Source organism: Marinobacter sp. C1S70 (genome assembly GCF_000475355.1).
In the GTDB taxonomy this organism is placed as follows: domain Bacteria; phylum Pseudomonadota; class Gammaproteobacteria; order Pseudomonadales; family Oleiphilaceae; genus Marinobacter; species Marinobacter nauticus.
In genome coordinates this window covers 16,826-36,378 of the sequence record NZ_AXBW01000027.1, presented here as the reverse complement: position 1 = coordinate 36,378, position 19,553 = coordinate 16,826, and the positions used below count along the sequence as shown (strand labels likewise).

General features: G+C 58.7%; 15 protein-coding genes. 9 read left to right on the top strand and 6 right to left on the bottom strand.

Annotation, left to right across the window (positions count from 1 at the left end; translation table 11 throughout):
- Window positions 1-165 precede the first annotated feature (165 nt).
- Window positions 166-1,506 carry a 30S ribosomal protein S12 methylthiotransferase RimO gene (rimO, locus tag Q669_RS09140; RefSeq protein ID WP_036149294.1) on the top strand — a complete coding sequence of 447 codons (1,341 nt, stop codon included), beginning with the start codon at window positions 166-168 and terminating at the stop codon, window positions 1,504-1,506.
- Window positions 1,507-1,565: 59 nt separating this feature from the next.
- On the opposite strand, the gene oadA is transcribed toward rimO, so the two are convergent.
- Window positions 1,566-3,371, bottom strand: coding sequence for a sodium-extruding oxaloacetate decarboxylase subunit alpha (gene oadA / locus Q669_RS09135; protein WP_022992022.1), 1,806 nt, complete (start codon window positions 3,369-3,371; stop codon window positions 1,566-1,568).
- Window positions 3,372-3,389: 18 nt separating this feature from the next.
- Window positions 3,390-4,805 carry an acetyl-CoA carboxylase biotin carboxylase subunit gene (locus Q669_RS09130; RefSeq protein ID WP_014422118.1) on the bottom strand — a complete coding sequence of 472 codons (1,416 nt, stop codon included), beginning with the start codon at window positions 4,803-4,805 and terminating at the stop codon, window positions 3,390-3,392.
- Between the two features lie 131 nt (window positions 4,806-4,936).
- Between Q669_RS09130 and Q669_RS09125 the strand changes: the two genes are divergently transcribed.
- On the top strand, window positions 4,937-5,884 hold the full coding sequence (locus tag Q669_RS09125; RefSeq protein ID WP_022992021.1) for a LysR family transcriptional regulator: 948 nt from the start codon (window positions 4,937-4,939) through the stop codon (window positions 5,882-5,884).
- 410 nt (window positions 5,885-6,294) lie between these two features.
- Here the strand turns inward: Q669_RS09125 and gatB are convergent, their stop codons facing one another.
- From gatB to gatC, 3 genes are read right to left on the bottom strand one after another with little or no spacing between them, the layout of a single operon-like run.
- Window positions 6,295-7,746, bottom strand: coding sequence for an Asp-tRNA(Asn)/Glu-tRNA(Gln) amidotransferase subunit GatB (gatB, locus tag Q669_RS09120; protein ID WP_022992020.1), 1,452 nt, complete (start codon window positions 7,744-7,746; stop codon window positions 6,295-6,297).
- Window positions 7,747-7,768: 22 nt separating this feature from the next.
- Complete coding sequence (gene gatA, locus Q669_RS09115; protein ID WP_036149289.1) at window positions 7,769-9,226, bottom strand: Asp-tRNA(Asn)/Glu-tRNA(Gln) amidotransferase subunit GatA; 1,458 nt, start codon at window positions 9,224-9,226, stop codon at window positions 7,769-7,771.
- A gap of 33 nt (window positions 9,227-9,259) precedes the next feature.
- Complete coding sequence (gatC, locus tag Q669_RS09110) at window positions 9,260-9,547, bottom strand: Asp-tRNA(Asn)/Glu-tRNA(Gln) amidotransferase subunit GatC (protein ID WP_014422114.1); 288 nt, start codon at window positions 9,545-9,547, stop codon at window positions 9,260-9,262.
- Window positions 9,548-9,939: 392 nt separating this feature from the next.
- Here gatC and Q669_RS09100 point away from each other — a divergent pair, with 392 nt between their 5' ends.
- From Q669_RS09100 to Q669_RS09070, 7 genes are read left to right on the top strand one after another with little or no spacing between them, the layout of a single operon-like run.
- Window positions 9,940-10,983: a rod shape-determining protein gene (locus Q669_RS09100; RefSeq protein ID WP_011786173.1), complete on the top strand. Its 1,044-nt coding sequence runs from the start codon at window positions 9,940-9,942 to the stop codon at window positions 10,981-10,983.
- 29 nt (window positions 10,984-11,012) lie between these two features.
- The gene (gene mreC, locus Q669_RS09095) at window positions 11,013-11,879 is read left to right on the top strand and encodes a rod shape-determining protein MreC (protein WP_081432089.1); all 867 of its coding nucleotides are present in this window, start codon (window positions 11,013-11,015) and stop codon (window positions 11,877-11,879) included.
- Window positions 11,879-12,355, top strand: a complete 477-nt coding sequence (gene mreD, locus Q669_RS09090; protein ID WP_011786171.1) for a rod shape-determining protein MreD — start codon at window positions 11,879-11,881, stop codon at window positions 12,353-12,355. The genes mreC and mreD overlap by 1 nt, the downstream gene beginning before the upstream one ends.
- Before the next feature lie 4 nt (window positions 12,356-12,359).
- On the top strand, window positions 12,360-12,962 hold the full coding sequence (locus Q669_RS09085; protein WP_022992017.1) for a Maf family protein: 603 nt from the start codon (window positions 12,360-12,362) through the stop codon (window positions 12,960-12,962).
- Window positions 12,959-14,440, top strand: coding sequence for a ribonuclease G (rng, locus tag Q669_RS09080; RefSeq protein WP_022992016.1), 1,482 nt, complete (start codon window positions 12,959-12,961; stop codon window positions 14,438-14,440). The genes Q669_RS09085 and rng overlap by 4 nt, the downstream gene beginning before the upstream one ends.
- Window positions 14,441-14,477: 37 nt before the next feature.
- Entirely contained in the window at window positions 14,478-18,188 is a 3,711-nt protein-coding gene (locus Q669_RS09075) for a YhdP family protein (protein ID WP_022992015.1), read from the top strand.
- 10 nt (window positions 18,189-18,198) lie between these two features.
- Window positions 18,199-19,023, top strand: coding sequence for a carbon-nitrogen hydrolase family protein (locus Q669_RS09070; RefSeq protein ID WP_022992014.1), 825 nt, complete (start codon window positions 18,199-18,201; stop codon window positions 19,021-19,023).
- Here the strand turns inward: Q669_RS09070 and yjgA are convergent, their stop codons facing one another.
- Entirely contained in the window at window positions 19,024-19,548 is a 525-nt protein-coding gene (gene yjgA, locus Q669_RS09065) for a ribosome biogenesis factor YjgA (protein WP_011786166.1), read from the bottom strand.
- Between the last annotated feature and the right edge of the window lie 5 nt (window positions 19,549-19,553).

The following is a 19,553-nucleotide window of genomic DNA, read 5'->3' as shown; positions in this document are numbered from 1 at the left end:
AGCGAAGTCACTGATTCAGGACAGTTTTAGTCGGTAAGTTGATCTGCGTCAGCGGATTTGTGGTGGCGGAGTAGGTGGTGCTACTGCTGCAGTTCTTCCGGTCGTGAGGTAAAATTGCCCGCTACACTCATCGGGAGCATGGCTCCGGACATCCTGCAGGCTTTTATGACCGAGAAAACGCAAAACGCGCCCCAGAGCGGAAAAGTAGGCTTTATCAGCCTTGGTTGCCCGAAGGCGCTGGTAGATTCTGAACGTATCCTGACCCAGTTGCGCCTGGACGGCTACGATGTGGTGCCCACCTACGACGACGCCGATATTGTGGTGGTGAACACCTGTGGTTTTATAGATGCCGCCAAGCAGGAATCCCTGGACGCCATTGGTGAGGCAATCAGTGAGAATGGCAAGGTCATCGTCACCGGTTGCATGGGGGTTGAGGCCGACCGGATCCGTGAAACCCATCCGGGCGTGCTCGCAGTGTCCGGTCCTCATGCCTACGAAGAAGTGGTCGGCGCCGTCCACCAGTATGTGCCGCCCAGGAAAGAGCATGACCCGTTTGTGGACCTGGTGCCGCCCCAGGGCGTCAAGCTGACGCCCCGCCACTATGCCTACCTGAAAATCTCGGAAGGCTGTAACCACCGTTGCACCTTCTGCATCATTCCCTCAATGCGGGGTGACCTTGTCAGTCGCCCGATTGGCGACGTGATGGACGAGGCCAAACGGTTGGTGGATGCGGGGGTGAAAGAGATTCTGGTGATTTCCCAGGACACCTCCGCCTACGGCGTCGACATCAAATACCGCACCGGTTTCTGGCAGGGGCGCCCGGTAAAGACCAAAATGCAGGCGTTGTGTGAAGCGCTGGGTGAGATGGGCGTGTGGGTTCGGTTGCACTATGTCTATCCCTATCCCCATGTGGACGACATCATTCCGCTGATGGCCGAAGGCAAGATCCTGCCGTACCTGGACATCCCGTTCCAGCACGCCAGTCCTGGAGTACTCAAAGCCATGAAGCGCCCGGCCCATGACAGCAAGACCCTGGAGCGCATCAGGAAGTGGCGGGAAATCTGCCCGGAACTGACTATTCGTTCCACCTTCATCGTGGGTTTCCCGGGGGAAACCGAGGAAGATTTCCAGTACCTGCTGGACTGGCTGGACGAGGCTCAGCTGGATCGAGTGGGTGCCTTCACTTACAGCGCGGTGGAAGGGGCGCCGGCGAACGAGCTCGAAGGTGCGGTCCCCGAGGAGGTGAAGGAGAAACGCCTCGCTCGCTTTATGGCCAAGCAAGCAGAAATCTCAGCGGCGCGTCTTCAGGCGAAAATCGGTCGTACCATTGATGTGTTGATTGATGAAGTTGATGAAGAGGGTGCGATCGGTCGCTCGAAGGCCGATGCGCCAGAGATTGATGGCATGGTCTACCTGAACGATGAAACCGAACTCGTTCCCGGTCAGATCGTTCAGGCCGTGGTTGAGCATGCCGACGAGCATGATCTCTGGGCGGTTCTGGTTTGACCTGATCAATGCGTCGGCGAAGCGGGGCAGCCAATCGGTTGCCCCGCTTGCGTTTGGGGTCAGGCGATTTCGATCAGCACTTCGCCTGGCGTGACCCGATCGCCTTTGGCGATATACACACCTTTCACCGTGCCATCAACACTTGTATGTACCTCGGTTTCCATTTTCATGGCCTCGGTAATCAGCACCGCCTGGCCAGCTTTTACGGTGTCACCTTCCTTAACCAGCACGTCCACCACATTGCCCGGCATGGTCGTGGTGACGTGGCCGGGATCGGTGGCCTGTTTCCGACCGCTGCCGGCGCCGGCTTCGTATTCGTTCAGGGATTCAAACACCACTTCCTGGGGCATGCCGTCCAGAGACAGATAGAGCTTGCGCTTGCCCGGTCCTGAGCCGCCAACACCGGTAACGGCCACTTCGTAGCTTTCGCCGTGTACGTCAATGCGGAACTCGGTGGCGATGGCGGTGCCCAGGCGGTCCCGGCCCTTGTGCTCGGCCGGTAGCAACTCTTCGGGCTTCAGTGTGCCATCCTGCCGTTGTTGCAGATATTCCCGGCCAAGATCCGGAAACATGGCGTAAGTCAGCACGTCTTCCTCGCTGGTGGCCAGGCTGCCAATGTCTTCTCGCAGCTTGTTCAGTTCCGGGCTAAGCAGGTCGGCGGGGCGACCGTCATTGACGGTTTCGTTGCCGATAGCCTTTTTCTGGATTTCGGCGTTCACCTCGGCAGGTGGCTGGCCGTAACCTCCCTGAAGGTAGCGTTTCACTTCGTTGGTGATGGTCTTGTAGCGTTGACCAGCCAGCACGTTATAGACCGCCTGGGTCCCCACAATCTGGGAGGTGGGGGTGACCAGTGGCGGGTAGCCCAGATCCTTGCGCACACGGGGAATCTCGTCGAAGACCTCGCGTATGCGGTCCAGGGCGTTCTGCTCTTTGAGCTGGTTGGCCAGGTTGGACATCATGCCGCCCGGCACCTGATTGATCTGTACCGAAATGTCCTCGCGGGTAAATTCGCTTTCAAACTGGTGGTACTTCTTGCGCACTTCCCGGAAGTAGTCGGCAATCTCGCTTAACAGCTCCAGATCCAGCCCGGTGTCATAGTCCGTGCCCTTCAGGGCGGCCACCTGGGATTCTGTTGCAGGATGGCTGGTGCCGTTGGCAAAGGCGGAAATGGCGGTGTCGATACGGTCTGCGCCGGCTTCCACCGCTTTCAGTTGGCACATGGCGGCCAGGCCGGCGGTGGCGTGGCTATGGATGACCAGAGGCAGATCCACGGACGATTTAATGGCTTTGGTCAACTCGTAGGTGGCGTAAGGAGTTAGCAGCCCGGCCATGTCCTTGATGGCAATGGAGTCGGCGCCCATGGCCTTGAGTTCCTGGGCCTGCTTCACGAAAAGCTCGGGTGTATGCACCGGGCTGGTGGTATAGCAAATGGTACCCTGAGCGTGCTTGCCCGCCTTCTTCACCGCTTTCATGGCGGTTTCCAGATTGCGCAGATCGTTCAGGGCATCAAAGATGCGGAACACATCAATGCCGTTGTCGGCGGCTTTTTGCACGAACGCTTCCACCACATCGTCAGCGTAGTGACGGTAACCCAGCAGGTTCTGCCCCCGCAGCAGCATTTGCAGGCGGGTGTTGGGCAGCGCCTTGCGCAACTGGCGCAGGCGTTCCCAGGGGTCCTCTTTCAGAAAGCGCACGCAGGCGTCGAAAGTGGCGCCGCCCCAGACCTCCAGGGACCAGTAACCCACCTGGTCCAACTTGTCACAGATCGGCAGCATGTCTTCGGTGCGCATGCGGGTCGCAATCAGGGACTGGTGGGCATCACGAAGGATAAGATCGGTAACTTCAATTTTTTTGGCGTTGCTCATATTCAATCCTCCTGTGGATTACCAGCCGGCGTGGGCCGCGATCGTGGCTGCGATGGCCAGCGCAATTTCGCTGGGGTGGCGTTTGGTGGAATAGTTCAACAGCTCCGGATGGCTGGGCACGAAACTGGTGTCAAACACGCCAGCCTGGAAATCCGGATGATCCAGTATTTGCTGGTAATAGTTGGCGGTTGTGGTGATGCCATGCAGGCGCATGTCATCCAGAGCCCGCTTGCCGCGCGCGATAACTTCATCCCAGGTCAGTGCCCAGACCACCAGTTTCAGGCACATGGAGTCGTAGTAGGGCGGAATCTCGTAGCCCGTGTAGATGGCGGTGTCCACTCGAACACCTGGGCCACCGGGGGCGTAGTAGTGGGTAATGCGCCCGAAACTGGGCAAGAAGTCGTTTTTGGGATCTTCGGCGTTGATGCGGAACTGCAGCGCATAGCCCCGGTACGAAATATCCTCCTGCCGGTAGCTGAGGGATTCCCCCGCGGCGACCCGCAACTGTTCCCGGACAATATCCACCCCGGTAATGGCTTCGGTGATGGTGTGCTCCACCTGCACCCGGGTGTTCATCTCCATGAAGTACACCTCGTTGCCCGAGAGTAGAAACTCCACCGTGCCGGCATTCTCGTAGCCCACTGCTTTTGCGGCCTTGACGGCGAGGCTGCCGATGTACTGGCGCTGTTCCGGTGTCAGTTGCGGGCTGGGGGCGATCTCAATCAGTTTCTGGTTACGACGCTGAATGGAACAATCGCGCTCATACAGGTGAATGGCGTTGCCCCGGCTATCCGCTAGAATCTGCACCTCGATATGGCGCGGATTGACGATGCATTTTTCCATGAACACCTCGGCCGAGCCGAAAGCCTTGGTGGCCTCCGAAATCACCCGTGGGTACTGGGTTCTAAGCTCCTCCGGTGTATCGCAACGGCGAATCCCCCGGCCGCCACCGCCGGAGGTGGCCTTCAGCATCACCGGATAGCCAATCTCATTAGCCAGCTTCAGGGCCTCATCCAGATCGGCCAGATTGCCCTCGGAGCCGGGAGTAATGGGCACGCCGGCCGCCCGCATGCTGTCGCGGGCCTGGGTCTTGTCACCCATCTTGTGAATAACGTCGGATTTCGGGCCAATAAAGGTCAGACCCTTTTCTTCGCACAGCTGAGCGAAGCGGGCGTTCTCCGACAGGAAGCCATAACCAGGATGGATGGCATCGCAGCCCACCTCCAGGGCGAGATTGACGATGCGGGCGGGATCCAGGTAGCCGGCAATCGGATCCTCGCCCAGGGAGTAGGCTTCATCAGCGCGCTTGACGTGCAAGCCGTAGCGATCGGGCTCGGTGTAGATCGCCACAGACCGGATCCCGGCCTCGGCGCAGGCCCGCACGATACGCACCGCAATTTCGCCTCGGTTGGCGATCAGTACTTTCTTCAACATGGGCGATTCCTCGTTTCGTCGTCCCGAATGAAGGTGTTAAAAGCCTAACGATGGCAACTGATGAGTTAAAATTGATATTATTTGGGTTATATATAAGTAATGACTTATGAATAGGTGAGTCGGGAGAACCTGTGCCATTAAGTGTCCAGAAACTGGCTAGCCGCCTTACATTTCGGCAGCTGCAGGTGTTCAAGGCCGTTTACGATCTGAAAAGCTACAGCAAGGCCGGTGATCTGCTTGGACTGACCCAGCCCGCCGTATCCAGCCAGATGCGTCATCTGGAGCAGGCAGTTGGGATGCCTATGTTTGAGTACGTGGGCAGGAAGCTGTATTGCACCGCCGCTGGCGAGGAGATGGCAGCTTGCGTAGGCTCGGTGTTTCGCGAGTTGACGGACATGCAGAACCGGATGGCGGCGCTGGAAGGTCGCGTGGCGGGGGATCTCAAGCTGGTGGCGGTCAATACCGCGCAGTATGTGGTGCCTTATCTTTTGCGGTCGTTTCTGCAGATTAACCCGCAAGTGAATGTTTCGGTCGCAGTGGTCAACCGGGCGGCTGCCCTGGAACGGCTGAGCGATAACAGCGGCGATCTGGTCATTATGGGGATGGTTCCTCCAGACCGGCCGCTGACCTCGTTTCCCTTTCTGGATAACGAGTTGATTCCGATTGTTCCTGATGGCCACCCACTGCTAAATCTGCAGTCTATCAGTGCCGGGGAGTTTCTGAAGAACCAGCTTCTGACCCGTGAGCCCGGTTCCGGCAGTCGTCTGGCGCTGGAGGTTTATTGCCAGCAGCACCGTTTGAAAATGGAATCCACCATGGAACTGGGTTCGAACGATGCGGTAAAACACGCGGTATTGGCGGGGCTCGGAGTGGCGGTGGTGCCGAAGCTCAGTGTCGTTTCAGAGCTGGCGCTGGGCTCGCTTCATGCCCTCAACATAACCGGGTTCCCCTTGCGCCGTAGCTGGTGTGTGGTCTACCCTCAGGCCCGGCATCCGACGCCGGCCATGCAGGCCTTTATTGATTACATCCAGCAAAATATTGCGCAGTTTGAACGGGTGTTTCGGCGGCTCGCTTCTTAATGTTGGTGTTCTCCTTCGCCCAGCCTTCTGAGTCTGGAGTTAGCCACAGCGGGAGACGCATCCCAAAAAACGCTCCTTCGGCACATCCGTGTGACGCTTCTGTTCCGCCATCCCTGGCTCCACAAATTTTTGGGAGGCGTCTCCCGCTGTGGCTCATCAACGTCTCGCAAGCCTTCGTACTGACTTGATGTTGCGGGGCCCTTTGAGCATTGTTTTTCCGAGCGTGCTGCAAACACGTTTGATCGGCAGGGTTTGGGCTTCCTTCCCAAAAATTTCGGAGGCCATGGATGGCCGGAGAGAAGCGCACATGGAAGTGCTTGTAGCGGTTTTTGGGAAGGAAGCCCAAATCCTGCCCGCACCAAAATCGGCAGGCTAGGGCCCAGATAGCGGGCCCCAACCTGGTTAGAGGTCTAGCCGTCCAGCTTGCGAACGAGAATCTCATTGAACAGCTTGGGATTACCCTGGCCCTTGGAAGCCTTCATCAGAGGGCCCATGAAGCCGCCAAGCATCTTCTTGCGCTTCTTCGGATCTTCCTCGTTCTGGTATTGAGCCACCTGATCCGGCATGCCGGCCAGCACCTCATCCACCATGGTTTCCAGAGCGCCGGTATCCGACACCTGCTTCAGGCCCTTGGCTTCGATAATGGCATCGACATCGTTGTTTTCGCCCGTCCATAGCGCCTCGAACACTTTCTTGGCACCGGCGGAAGACAGTGTGTTATCGGCGATGCGGGTCACCATGGCGCCCAGTTGTGCGCCGGTAATCGGCGCCTCGGCGACGGACTTCTCCTCCGCATTCAGGCGAGCGGAGAACTCGCCCTGAATCCAGTTGGCGGCCAGCTTGGCATCTTTGCCGTGTTCCACGGTTTCTTCGAAGAATGCAGCCAGTTTGGCGTCGGCAGACAGGATGCCGGCGTCATAGTCGTTCAGGCCGTATTGCTCCTTGAAACGCGCCCTGCGAGCGTCCGGCAGTTCCGGCAGGCGGCTGCGGGCGTCTTCGATGAAGGCATCGTCGATTTCCACCGGCAGCAGGTCCGGGCAGGGGAAGTAGCGATAGTCGTTGGCTTCTTCCTTGGTGCGCATCGAGCGGGACTCGTCCCGGTCACCGTTGTACAGGCGGGTTTCCTGCACAATCACGCCGCCGTCTTCCAGGATATCCATCTGCCGCTCCACCTCGTGGGCGATGGCCTGTTCCATGAACCGGAACGAGTTCAGGTTCTTGGTCTCGGTGCGGGTGCCCAGGGTGTCGGAGCCTTTTGGCTTCAGAGAGATGTTGACGTCAAAGCGCATGGAACCCTGGGACATATCGCCGTCGCAGATGCCCAGTGAAGTGACGATGCTGTGCAGCTTTTTGGCAAAAGCCACGGCTTCCTCGGCGCTGGTCATATCCGGCTCGGTCACCACCTCGATCAGCGGGGTGCCGGCGCGGTTCAGGTCGATGCCGGTCATGCCATGATAATCCTCGTGCAGGGATTTACCGGCGTCCTCTTCCAGGTGGGCGTGGTGAATGCGCACGCGCTTGGTGCTGCCATCGGCCAGGTCGATGTCGACGTAGCCGGGGCCAACGATGGGCTGGGCCAGCTGGGTGGTCTGGTAGCCCTTGGGCAGGTCCGGGTAGAAGTAGTTCTTGCGCTCGAACACCGAGCGACGGCCGATTTCTGCGTTGGTGGCCAGGCCGAACATCACCGCGTAGCGGAACGCCTGTTCGTTGGGTACCGGCAGGGTGCCGGGCATCGCCAGGTCAACCGCGTTGGCCTGGGTGTTGGGCTCGGCACCGTAAGCGGTGCTGGAGCCGGAGAAAATCTTGGTATGGGTGGCGAGCTGAACGTGAATTTCCAGCCCGATCACGATATCCCACTGCATGTGTTCGTCTCCTAATCCGGGCTTATTGAGGTTCACGCTGGTGCCAGTCGGTCACCTGCTGGAACTGATGGGCGGCGTTCAGCAGGCGCGCTTCGGAGAAGTAATCCCCGATGATCTGCAGTCCCACCGGCAAGCCGTCGACAAACCCGGCCGGCACCGACATGGCCGGAATGCCCGCCAGGTTAATGGCGATGGTGAACACGTCTTCCAGGTACATGGATACGGGATCGGTGTTCTTCTCGCCCTGCCTGAACGCAGGCGTCGGCGACACCGGGCTCATCAGCACGTCTACTTCCTTGAACGCGTTGATGAAATCCTGTTGGATCAGCCGGCGAACCTTCTGGGCCTTCAGGTAATAGGCATCGAAATAACCGGCGGAGAGGGCGTAGGAGCCCACCAGAATCCGGCGCTTCACCTCGTTACCGAAACCTTCCGCCCGGCTGCGGGTGTACATATCCATCAGATCTTTCGGGTCTTCGCAGCGGTAGCCGTAACGAACACCGTCAAACCTGGACAGGTTGGCGGACGCCTCAGCGGGGGCGATCACGTAATACGCTGCGATGGCCAGCTTGGCGTTGGGCAACGACACCTCTTTTACCGTCGCGCCCAGCTTTTCATACTCGCGAATCGCGTTACGAACCTGCTCTTCCATAGCCGGAGCCAGCTGGTCACTGAAGTATTCCTTCGGCAGGCCAATCTTCAGGCCCTTCAGCGGCTCGTTCAGGGTGGTCGTGTAATCCGGTACTTCCCGGTCAATGCAGGTGGAGTCCCTCGGATCGTGCCCCGCCATCACATTCAACATCAGCGCGGCATCTTCTGCCGTGCGCGCCATCGGCCCGCCCTGATCCAGGGAAGAGGCAAAGGCAATCATCCCGTACCGGGATACCCGGCCATAGGTCGGCTTCAAACCAGTGATGCCGCACAATGCCGCCGGCTGACGGATTGAGCCACCGGTATCCGTGCCCGTCGCCGCCGGCACCAGTCGTGCCGCTACCGCAGCCGCAGAACCACCGGATGAACCACCCGGTACCCGCTTGTCACCACCGGACAGGCCCCAGGGGTTGGTCACGGCGCCATAAAAACTGGACTCGTTAGACGAGCCCATGGCGAACTCGTCCATGTTGGTCTTGCCCAGGCACACTGCGCCAGCCGCCTTGAAGTTAGCCGTCACGGTCGCGTCGTAGGGAGGTACAAAATTATCCAGCATTTTCGACCCGCAACTGGTGCGAATGCCGCTGGTGCAGAAGATATCCTTGTGAGCAAAGGGCACCCCGGTCCACACCGTGGCCTTACCCGCCGCCCGCATCTCGTCTGCAGCCCTGGCCTCGGCCAATGCCTGCTCATCGGAGATGGTAATAAAGCTGTTGTACTTGCCGTCTTCTGTCTTCAGACGGTCCAGGAACTGCTGCGTCAGCTCCACGCTCGAAATCCTGCCACTCTCCAGCTCTCTGGAAAGTTCTGCTACAGACTTGTTATGCATGATAAATCCCGAAATCTCTGATGGACGACCAAATCACTCAATAACCCTGGGCACCAGATACAACCCATCCTCGGTAGCCGGCGCAATCGCCTGGAACGCCTCCCGCTGATTGGTTTCGGTAACCACATCCGGCCGCAGCTTCTGCACCGCATCCAGCGGATGGGCCATGGGCTCCACCGAATCGGTATCTGCGGCACTCAACTGATCCACCAGATCCAGAATATTGCCCAGATCCTTTTCCAGAGCCGAAACCTGCTCGCCGTCCACTTTGATGCGGGCGAGCACGGCAACTTTCTCGATGTCCTCGCGGGAAATGCTCACGTTGCCTCCAAAAAGCGTGTGTGAAAACAATTTAATGTCAGGTTAGAAGCCAGGAATAGCGTATGGGGATGCTTGTGAGGATGGCTTTCCAAAACTGTGCGAAGCCATGGATGGCGGAGCTCAAGCGACACAGGGATGTGCCGAAGGAGCGTGTTTTGGAAAGCCATCCTCACAAGCAGCCATGCTCCACGGTTAACTGCGCGCGGAATCCTGGCGACAACAAAGCCCGACATATTAGCAGAACCGCGCGCAACATTGGCCCCGTCTAAAGCCATAAAATGTGAGAATGGTAAGCCCCGAAGCCCCGATGGCGCCTTGCCTGAGTAGGTGCTCACTGCTAAAGTTGCCGCATTCTTTTCTGCAACCGCAACTCTCAGGTTGAAACAACACGAATGTTAATCAAAAGACTCCGAGGCTTATTCTCAAGCGACCTGTCCATCGACCTGGGCACCGCCAACACCCTTATCTACGTGCGCGAACGCGGCATTGTACTTAACGAACCCTCTGTCGTGGCCATCCGCACCAATAACTCCCAGAAAATGGTCGCTGCCGTCGGGTCCGAAGCCAAACGCATGTTGGGCCGCACCCCGGGCAATATTACCGCCATCCGTCCCATGAAAGATGGTGTGATCGCCGACTTCGTCGTGACCGAAAAAATGCTCCAGCACTTTATTCACAAAGTGCACGAAAACAGTTTCATTACCCCGAGCCCCCGCGTACTCGTGTGTGTGCCCAGCAAATCTACCCAGGTAGAGCGCAAGGCCATCCGCGAATCGGCCCTGGGTGCAGGCGCCCGCGAGGTGTTCCTGATCGAAGAACCCATGGCGGCCGCCATTGGTGCCGGCCTGCCGGTGGAAGAAGCCAGCGGCTCCATGATTGTCGACATCGGTGGCGGTACCACCGAGATCGCCATTATCTCCCTGAATGGCATCGTGTATGCCGAATCCGTCCGGGTTGGTGGCGACAAGTTCGACGAAGCCATCGTTACCTACGTCCGTCGCAACTACGGCAGCCTGATCGGCGATTCCACAGCCGAGCGTATCAAGCATGAAATCGGCTGTGCCTATGAAGGCCTGGAAGTGCGCGAAATCGACGTTCGTGGTCGCAACCTGGCTGAAGGTGTGCCCCGGGCCTTCACTCTGAACAGCGAAGAAATTCTCGACGCGCTGCAGGAATCCCTGGCCCAGATCGTCCAGACCGTGAAGAGCGCCCTGGAGCAGTCTCCGCCCGAACTGGCCTCCGACATCGCTGAGCGCGGCATTGTGCTCACCGGTGGCGGTGCGCTGCTGCGGGGCCTGGACAAGCTCATCAGCGAAGAGACCGGCCTGCCGGTCATTATTGCGGAAGATCCGCTGACCTGCGTAGCCCGTGGCGGCGGTAAAGCCCTGGAAGTGATTGATCGCGGTGGCATCGGAATGTTCTCCCAGGAGGGGTAACCCCGTGGGAGGGCTAAGCCATTAAGACCATATTCGTCCAGGGGCCGGTACCCGGTTTCCGGCTGTTTCTCGTCGTTCTGTTATCGGCAGCGTTAATCGCTGCCGATGCCCGTTTTGACAAGCTCACCACCGTCCGCAGCACTCTCGCCACCGGGCTGGCTCCGGTGTACTGGCTTGGCAATGCCCCATATTCCTTTGCTGACTGGTTTTCCGGCCTGTTTGTTAGCCGTGATGATCTGCAGCAGGAGAACGAAGAGCTCAAAACCCGCCTGCTGATTCTGGAGCGCCGTGCTCTCAAGTACGCGGCTCTGGCGTCGGAGAATAACGAGCTGCGCCGGCTGCTGAATTCTTCTGAAGTACTGGATGACCGGGTCATTGTGGGCGAAGTGGTGGGGGTCTCCCCGGATCCGTTCTCCCACGAGATCATCATTAACAAAGGCGAGAGTGATGGTGTCACAACCGGTCAGGCGGTACTGGACGCAGAGGGCCTGATGGGCCAGGTGATCCAGACCAGCCAGTTCACCTCCCGTGTCCTCCTGGTGTCCGACAGCAGTCACGCCGTTCCCGTTGAGGTGGTGCGTAATGGTCTGCGTTCGATTTTGCTGGGTAACGGCGAAACCGATGAGCTGGATCTGGTTCACGTACCGGATACTGCTGACATCCGCGAGGGCGACATGCTGGTTAGTTCCGGTCTTGGCGGGCGATTCCCCCGGGGCTACCCGGTGGCAGAGGTCAGTTCCATCGTCAAAGAGCCGGGGGAGCCTTTTGTGACCATTCAGGCCGCGCCGAAAGCCCGCCTCAACCAGAGCCGGCTGGTGCTGATCGTGTTTCAGCCGGAAGAGCGCTCGGTGCCCGAAAATGGGCAGGCGGCCCCGGATAACGAGGAGGCAAACTGATGTTGTCTGTCATCAGTTATCCGCTGTTCGCCATCACCGTGGTGTTATCGTTGGTGCTGAGTATCTCCCTGTTCCCGGTGGACTGGTTTCAGTTTCGCCCGGAGTGGCTCGGACTGATTGTCTTCTACTGGACCTTCCGCGCCCCGGCCCAGTTTGGCATTCTGATGGCCTGGTGCCTGGGGTTGTTACTGGATATTCTCGAGTCTACCCCGCTGGGCGTGAATGCCATGGGCATGGCCCTGATCGCCTTTCTGGTTCTGACCATTCACCAGCGGTTGCGGATGTATCCGCTGCCTCAGCAGTGCCTGATGGTGTTTCTGTTATTGGGCATCAACCAGATGCTGGTACATTTCGTGAAACAGTTACTGGGTGCTGAAAGCGCCGGTTTCAGCTACTTGTGGCCAGCCTTGACGAGCGCTCTGGCCTGGCCTGTGGTCAGTGGCGTACTGGACACAATCAACCGTAAACTGGGATAACTGTATGAGCTGCCTCATTCTGGCCTCGGCATCACCGCGCCGGGCTGAGTTGCTGAGACAGATCGGTGCTGACTTTCAGGTGGCGCCTGCCGAGATAGACGAGACTCCGCAACCGGGTGAAGCGGCTCAGCACTATGTTGAGCGCCTGGCCCGGGAGAAAGCCTCTTGTGTTGCCGGTGGGGCTCCGGGTGCCCGGGTACTGGGGTCTGACACCTCTGTTGTTGTAGACGGAGAGATTCTTGGGAAACCGGAGTCCGATACGCAGGCTTGTGAGATGTTGCGCCGGTTATCTGGAAGAACCCATCAGGTGATGACCTCGATCGCTCTGGCCCAGGATCAGAAGTGTCGGTCATTGGTGGTGGTCACCGATGTCAGCTTTCGGGAGCTCTCAGAAGCCGAAATCGTCGCTTACGTCGCCACCGGTGAACCCATGGACAAAGCGGGAAGCTACGGAATTCAGGGACTTGGTGGTATCTTTGTTCGGGAACTCAAGGGCAGCTACAGCGCTGTGGTGGGTTTGCCTCTGCAGGAAACCGCAGAGTTATTGGCAGATGCCGGCGACCCTGTCTGGCGCCACTGGCCATGCAGTAAGGAGAGCCAAGCATGAGTGAAGAGATCCTGATCAACGTGACTCCGGTGGAAACCCGGGTCGCCCTCGTTGAAAACGGCATGTTGCAGGAAGCCTATATCGAGCGCACCAGTCGCAAGGGGATTGTCGGCAACATCTACAAGGGCAAGGTCGTTCGGGTGCTGCCCGGCATGGAAGCCGCGTTCGTGGACATCGGCCTGGAACGGGCGGCTTTCATTCATGCGTCCGACGTCGTCAGTGGCCAGACATCTGGCGACGAACCGTCAGACGCCCCCCGGACCGTGCCGGATATCCGTACCCTGTTGCGGGAGGGGCAGTCCCTGGTGGTGCAGGTAACCAAGGACCCGATTGGTACCAAGGGTGCGCGACTCACCACCCAGCTTTCCATTCCCTCCCGTTATCTGGTGTTCATGCCAGGCGTTTGCCATGTCGGGATTTCCCAGCGCATTGAAGATGATAATGAGCGCGCGCGGCTGAAATCCCTGATTGAGGAAGGCGCAGCGGAACATGATGATGTGCAGGGTGGCTATATCATCCGCACCGCGGCGGAGGCTGCCTCGGCCGAAGATCTGATTGCTGATATGACCTACCTGCACCGGCTAAGCCAGTCGATCCAGGAGCGCATTGCCAAAGCGCCGGCACCCTCAGTGGTCTATCAGGATTTGCCGTTGTTTATTCGCACCATCCGGGATCTGATCCGACCGCAAACTGAAAAAGTGCGTATTGATAGTCGCGAGAGCTATCAGCGGGTAATGGAGTTTGTCAAAGAGTTCGTCACTGAGTTTGCCGACAAGGTGGAGTACTACCCCGGTGAGCGGCCTATCTTTGACCTGTATTCGGTTGAAGATGAAATCCAGAAAGCCCTGAGCCGCAAGGTTCAGCTCAAATCCGGTGGCTATGTGATCATCGATCAGACCGAAGCGATGACGACCATCGACATCAACACCGGTGCCTTTGTGGGCCACCGCAATCTGGAAGAGACCATCTTCAAAACCAATCTGGAAGCCGCCCGGTCGATCAGTCGTCAGCTTCGGCTGCGGAATCTGGGCGGGATCATCATCATCGACTTTATCGACATGGAAGATCCCGAACACCAGCGCCAGGTGCATCGGATGCTGGAGAAGATGCTGGAACGGGATCACGCCAAAACCAAGATTACCGGCGTTTCCGAGCTGGGCCTGGTGGAGATGACCCGAAAACGCACCACAGAAAGCTTGGGCCAGGTTCTGTGCGAGCCGTGCCCGATCTGTGATGGCCGGGGGTTCCTGAAAACCGCCGAAACCGTGTGCTACGAAATCTTCCGGGAAATCCTGCGCGTTAACCGGGCCTATGAAGCCGAAAATTATCTGGTGATGGCGTCCCAGAAGGTGGTGGACCGCCTGCTGGATGAAGAGTCAGATAACGTGGCAGACCTTGAAACCTTTATCAGTAAAACCATTCGCTTCCAGGTTGAGCCTTTCTACAGCCAGGAACAGTACGACGTTGTTTTGCTCTGACACCTGAGCAGCAGGGCGTTGCAGGGAGCTGAGTCTTATGTCGATCCGCGAGCCGGACAGTTCGCAACCAGCCGAGGATGAGCGCGGTCTGGTTGCCCGCGGGTTGGCGGTCTTTGCCAGTGTGGTCTGGTGGTCCATCCTGACGCTGCTGGTGTTATTCGCACTCTATGTTGGTGTCGGTCGCCAGCTCACCTCTGATATCAACAGCTTTTCTGATGAACTGGCGGCTTCGCTCTCCGAAGCCACAGGCCTGGATGTGTCTGTTGGCCGTTTATCCTCCCAATGGTATTGGCTGGATCCTTCCATTACCGCCAAAGACATCACCATCAATTCTCCGGATTCAGACCGCATTGCCGCGGAACTTGAGCACCTGGAATTGCGGCTCGATTTTTTTGCCTCCCTGTTCCGCTTCCGCCTGGTGTTCCGCAATTTTGACGCTGACGGTCTGGCGTTAACGGTGGTGCGCCCTACCGAGGATCCGTTTATCAATCCGGTCGAAGAGATTGCGGAGCTGGCCGAGCCGGGTGCGCCGGAACTCCAGGAGTGGATTCGCCTGGCTGGCCGCTGGTTGTCGAATCCGGAAGTCCGGGTGACACGGGTCAGCCTGGCGCTGGGCCCAAGCCGGCAGAACCTGCGTTTTCTGGATATTCCACAGCTTGATCTGTCCTACCAGGGCGGCTTGTTCCAGGCCGCAGGCCGGGCCATGCAGAGCGGTACGACCACACAGCTGGCCAGTTTTGCTCTGGTAGGACAGCGGTTTTTCAGGGGTGAGTTTACCGGTCAACTCTACCTGGATGTGGATTCCGGTCGACTGTTCGACGGCCTGATTGATGATCTGAACTGGCGAGGCATACGGGTTGAAGGCTTCGATCTGGGGGGCAGTGCCTGGCTAAGCTTTGAGGATGGCGAGCTGCAGCAGGTTCAGGGCCAGGTTCGCACCCCCTATCTTCAGTTAGGTGTTAACCGTGAATCTCTGGCGCCTCTTGAAGATATTCAGGCTCACTTCGGTTGGCGGCGGGGGGAGGCCCTACGTTTGCAGAAGCTTCGCTGGGACTGGATCGGCGATCAGGTTCTGCCGTTCAGTGTTCGCATCGAAGACGGTCAGGATGAGCTTAAGCTGGTGGCAGACTCACTGCCGCTCAAGCCTTTGCGGCGATTGGTTCAGGCCCTGGAGCTGCTGCCGGATGCCGCCAGCGAGGCGCTGGAGCATTACCAGCCTGCGGGTTTTCTGGACGATATGTTGTTTACTCTGCCAGAGCAGGGCTCCCGGTTCTCGTTAAGTGCCAGATTGCGGGAGTTCGGGGTGCGGGCCTGGTCTGGCGCTCCCCGCGCCGAGGGGCTATATGGCTTTATCCAGATGAATCCAGACAGCGGCAGGGTGACCCTGGATACACCAGAACCCATCATGCTGGGCTTTCCGCAGTTGTTCAACACTGACTGGATGCTGGACTCTCTATCCGGAACCGTCGCCTGGACCCTGGAAGGAGGGATCACCAGGGTATTCTCCGATGATCTGGAGTTTATCTATCGCTCAGATACCCGGTTAAGCGGCGCCTTTGACCTGCGGCTGGATCGATACGGGGAGGACAATCTTGGTTTGAGCGTCGGCGTAGAAGGCGGCAATGCCGATATGCTGGCGGATTTCGTGCCGGCGAATGCTGTGGGCGAAGGGCTTTACGAATGGCTTACCAACAGTATTCCGGAGGCCGGTATCCGGGGGCAGTACTATGGCCACGGCCGTATCGATTCCGCCGCGCCGTCTGGATCGTTTGTTTCCTCCATGTGGTATGAATTCGATAACGCCACGATTCGATACGACCAGCGCTGGCCCGCTGTGGAGCAGGCCAGCGGGCGGGTCGAGATCCAGAATGCCGACACCCGGGTAGCGCTCGCTCGGGGCGAGATCGGTGGGTTGGAGCTGGAAAACGCCAGTGTTCGGGTCCTTCCCGGAGATGGGGAAACTGGCACGCTGGTGCGCGTAGATGCCGCGTCGACGGTTCCGGCAGAGAGAATACCCTGGTGGCTGACCAATACTCCGTTAGGGGAATTGTTGGGATACGGTAACACCCGGGCCCGTTATGAGGGGGAATTTGAGCTGGACCTTGGGCTGGAGCTACCGCTATCGCAAGGGCAGGACACCCGGGTTACGGCGCAGGTAAAAACCGACAATGCCGGATTCCAATTACCGGATGCGGGACTTCACTGGCAGAATATTCGGGCTGACCTGACTTATGACAGTGTTGATGGATTTTCCGGGCCACCGGTCACTGCCCGTTTTTTCGATCAACCGATCAGTGTCGTTTTTTCCACCGCGGAGGCCGGCGATGCCATGCTGATACGCCAGCAAGGTGGTCTGAAGCTGCCAGGCTCCCTGGCGGCCTTTGGCCTGGCCAACGATGCGGCGCGCGGGCTTTCCGGAGAGCTTGTCTACACCGCAGAGCTGGAATTAGGCGGTGCCAGCGAGCCGGTGATTTCCCTGTTTTCAGACCTTGAAGGTCTGCAGGTGGATTGGCCCAAACCACTGGCAAAGACCGCGCGCGAGCGAACCCCCCTGTCGGTCCGGGTTGATCCGTTCCAGAGCGAAGACGTGGCGATCGCTGCGCAATGGCAGGATCGTCTGGACGCTGAACTCCGTTTCAAGGAGACGGGCTTCGAGCTGGTCTTCGAACATTTGAATCTGGGCGCTCACCATCTGACCAATATCGCCATTGATGCGCTTGAGCTGGAGGACCGGTGGGTCGTTCATACCGACTCGGATCGGGCCCGGGGCAGGGTGGTGTTACCCAGAGAAGGAGGCACGGTAGAGGCCGACTTTGCAACCCTGCGCCTGGTACGGGAGACCAGTGCCGCAGAGCAGGACAACGAATTTCTGACTCTTGAGGAGCAGTTGCAGGCGTTCAGGGAGCTGGATATGGGAAATTGGCCCGACATTGATGCCAGAATCTCGGATCTCCGGCTGGATGGCGAGTCAGCGGGAAGCTGGCGTTTCAAGCTGCGCCCTGAACCCTATCGGTTGCGTGTACAGGAGGTGGAAGGCCGGCTTGGATCCCTGGTGTTGTCCGGCGATATGACCTGGAGCATTGTGGACGACCGGGAAACCACCCGGTTTACTGGTAAGCTGGAGGGCGGGGCCCTTAAGGATCTGGAGGCGCTGACTGGCAGCACCATTCCGATGACCAACGAAGAAGCGGCGGTTGAACTGGATCTGGATTGGCCGGGAAGCCCGAATAACATTGCTCTCAGCAAGATAAGCGGCACGGTCAGTGCCCGCCTGGACGACGGCATGATCATGGAGCAGAGCAATTCGGCGCAATTGTTCCGGGTCTTCAACCTGCTGAACACCGATACGCTCTGGCGCAGGTTGCGGCTGGATTTCTCGGATCTGTACGAACGGGGCGTCGCCTTCGACGCCATTTCCGGTAAGGCCAACATCATAAATGGCCTGGTGACCATGGATCCGGAACTGCAACTGGTGGGTCCGTCCGGCGCGTTCAAACTCAGCGGCAATACCAACATGGCCGAAGAGACGTTGGATATGCGCCTGGTACTGGTACTACCCGTGACACAGAATCTGCCCCTGGCTGCCATACTGATGGGGGCGAGCGCCCCCATCGGCGGCGCCTTGTTCGTGCTCGATAAAATTCTGGGCGACCCGTTGAGCAAACTGACCAGTGCCACGTACAGTGTCACAGGAACCTGGAGCAATCCGGAAGTGGATCTGCGGGGCGTGTTCGATACCGGTGAGTAAGGAGGCCATGATGGTTCAGGTCGCGGCAATACAAATGGTCAGTACCCATGACATCGATGCCAACCTTGAAGAGGCCCGCAGACTGCTGGCTGAAGCGGCAGGCGCAGGGGCGAAGGCGGCGGTGTTGCCCGAGAACTTCGCCGTTCTGGCCACCGCGCAGATGCTGGAGTGCGGCCGCCGGGAGGCGGGTAGCGAGCCTGTTATCCGTCGCTTTCTGGCCGAGCAGGCCCGGTCATTGGGGCTCTGGATTGTCGGCGGCTCCCTGCCGTTGGCCAGTCGGCGAGATGGTTCAGAGATAACAGACCGGGTACGCGCCACCTGTCTGGTGTACAACGATCATGGCGAAGAAGTGGCCCGCTACGACAAGATTCACCTGTTTGACGCCATGGTTGAAGACGCCCACGGCCAGTATCGGGAATCGGATACCTTTGAGCCCGGTGATCAGGCGATTACGGTGGATACGCCGGCCGGACGACTGGGGTTGGCGATCTGTTACGACCTTCGCTTTCCAGAACTGTTCCGGGCCTTGAGAGAGCAGGGCGCCGAATGGGTCTGCCTGCCCAGCGCCTTTACCTGGCAGACGGGCAATGCCCATTGGCACGCCCTGATACGCGCCCGCGCCATTGAAAACCAGGTTTGGGTGGTGGCGCCGGGGCAAGGGGGGCAGAACAGTAGCCGGCGAAGAACCTATGGCCACAGCCTGATCTGCGATCCCTGGGGTAAGGTCGTCAGTGAGTTCGATGAAGGCCCAGGCATGGCTTGCGCCGATCTGGACCTGGAGCAGCTGCATCAGTTGCGAAGCCGTATGCCCGTTTGGGAGCACCGGCGGCTCTGATTACTGCTCGGCGTCGTCGATCCATTCCCGCAGAGCCCGGAACAGCTTCCGGGCCTGACCGGTATTCTTGCCTTTTTCGACTTCCTTGCGGGCATTGCGCACCAGATTGCGCAGGTGCTGTACATCCGCTGAAGGGCAGTAATCAATAAACTCTCCTACCACCTTGTCACCTTCGGAAATCATCCGGTCGCGCCAGCGCTCGGCGAGATGGTGTCGGCGGGTATGCTCTTCGCTGCCAGCGTGGAAGGCGTCGATGGCACGGCCAATAGCTTCGGGGTCGTCCTCCTGGCGCAACACCTTACCAATGTACTGCAAGTGTCGCCGGCGGGCCTCACGCTGGGGAATCCGGCGTGATTCAATGATCGCCGCTTTCAGGGTCTCGCTGATGCTCAGGGTGGCCAGCTGTTCGTCGTTCAGGTCCAGCATGCGTTTGCCCAGATCCTGAAGCGCGTGCATTTCGCGCTTCAGCTGCGATTTGCTGGGGCCAAGGTCGTCCTGGAATTCGTCGTCAAATTGGTCAGTCATGGTAG

Coding starts and splice junctions, on each gene's coding strand:
- rimO (WP_036149294.1), top strand. CDS start 166: ATGACCGAGAAAACGCAAAACGCGCCCCAGAGCGGAAAAGTAGGCTTT.
- oadA (WP_022992022.1), bottom strand. CDS start 3,371: ATGAGCAACGCCAAAAAAATTGAAGTTACCGATCTTATCCTTCGTGAT.
- Q669_RS09130 (WP_014422118.1), bottom strand. CDS start 4,805: ATGTTGAAGAAAGTACTGATCGCCAACCGAGGCGAAATTGCGGTGCGT.
- gatB (WP_022992020.1), bottom strand. CDS start 7,746: ATGCAGTGGGATATCGTGATCGGGCTGGAAATTCACGTTCAGCTCGCC.
- gatA (WP_036149289.1), bottom strand. CDS start 9,226: ATGCATAACAAGTCTGTAGCAGAACTTTCCAGAGAGCTGGAGAGTGGC.
- Q669_RS09100 (WP_011786173.1), top strand. CDS start 9,940: ATGTTAATCAAAAGACTCCGAGGCTTATTCTCAAGCGACCTGTCCATC.
- mreD (WP_011786171.1), top strand. CDS start 11,879: ATGTTGTCTGTCATCAGTTATCCGCTGTTCGCCATCACCGTGGTGTTA.
- Q669_RS09085 (WP_022992017.1), top strand. CDS start 12,360: ATGAGCTGCCTCATTCTGGCCTCGGCATCACCGCGCCGGGCTGAGTTG.
- rng (WP_022992016.1), top strand. CDS start 12,959: ATGAGTGAAGAGATCCTGATCAACGTGACTCCGGTGGAAACCCGGGTC.
- Q669_RS09075 (WP_022992015.1), top strand. CDS start 14,478: ATGTCGATCCGCGAGCCGGACAGTTCGCAACCAGCCGAGGATGAGCGC.
- Q669_RS09070 (WP_022992014.1), top strand. CDS start 18,199: ATGGTTCAGGTCGCGGCAATACAAATGGTCAGTACCCATGACATCGAT.
- yjgA (WP_011786166.1), bottom strand. CDS start 19,548: ATGACTGACCAATTTGACGACGAATTCCAGGACGACCTTGGCCCCAGC.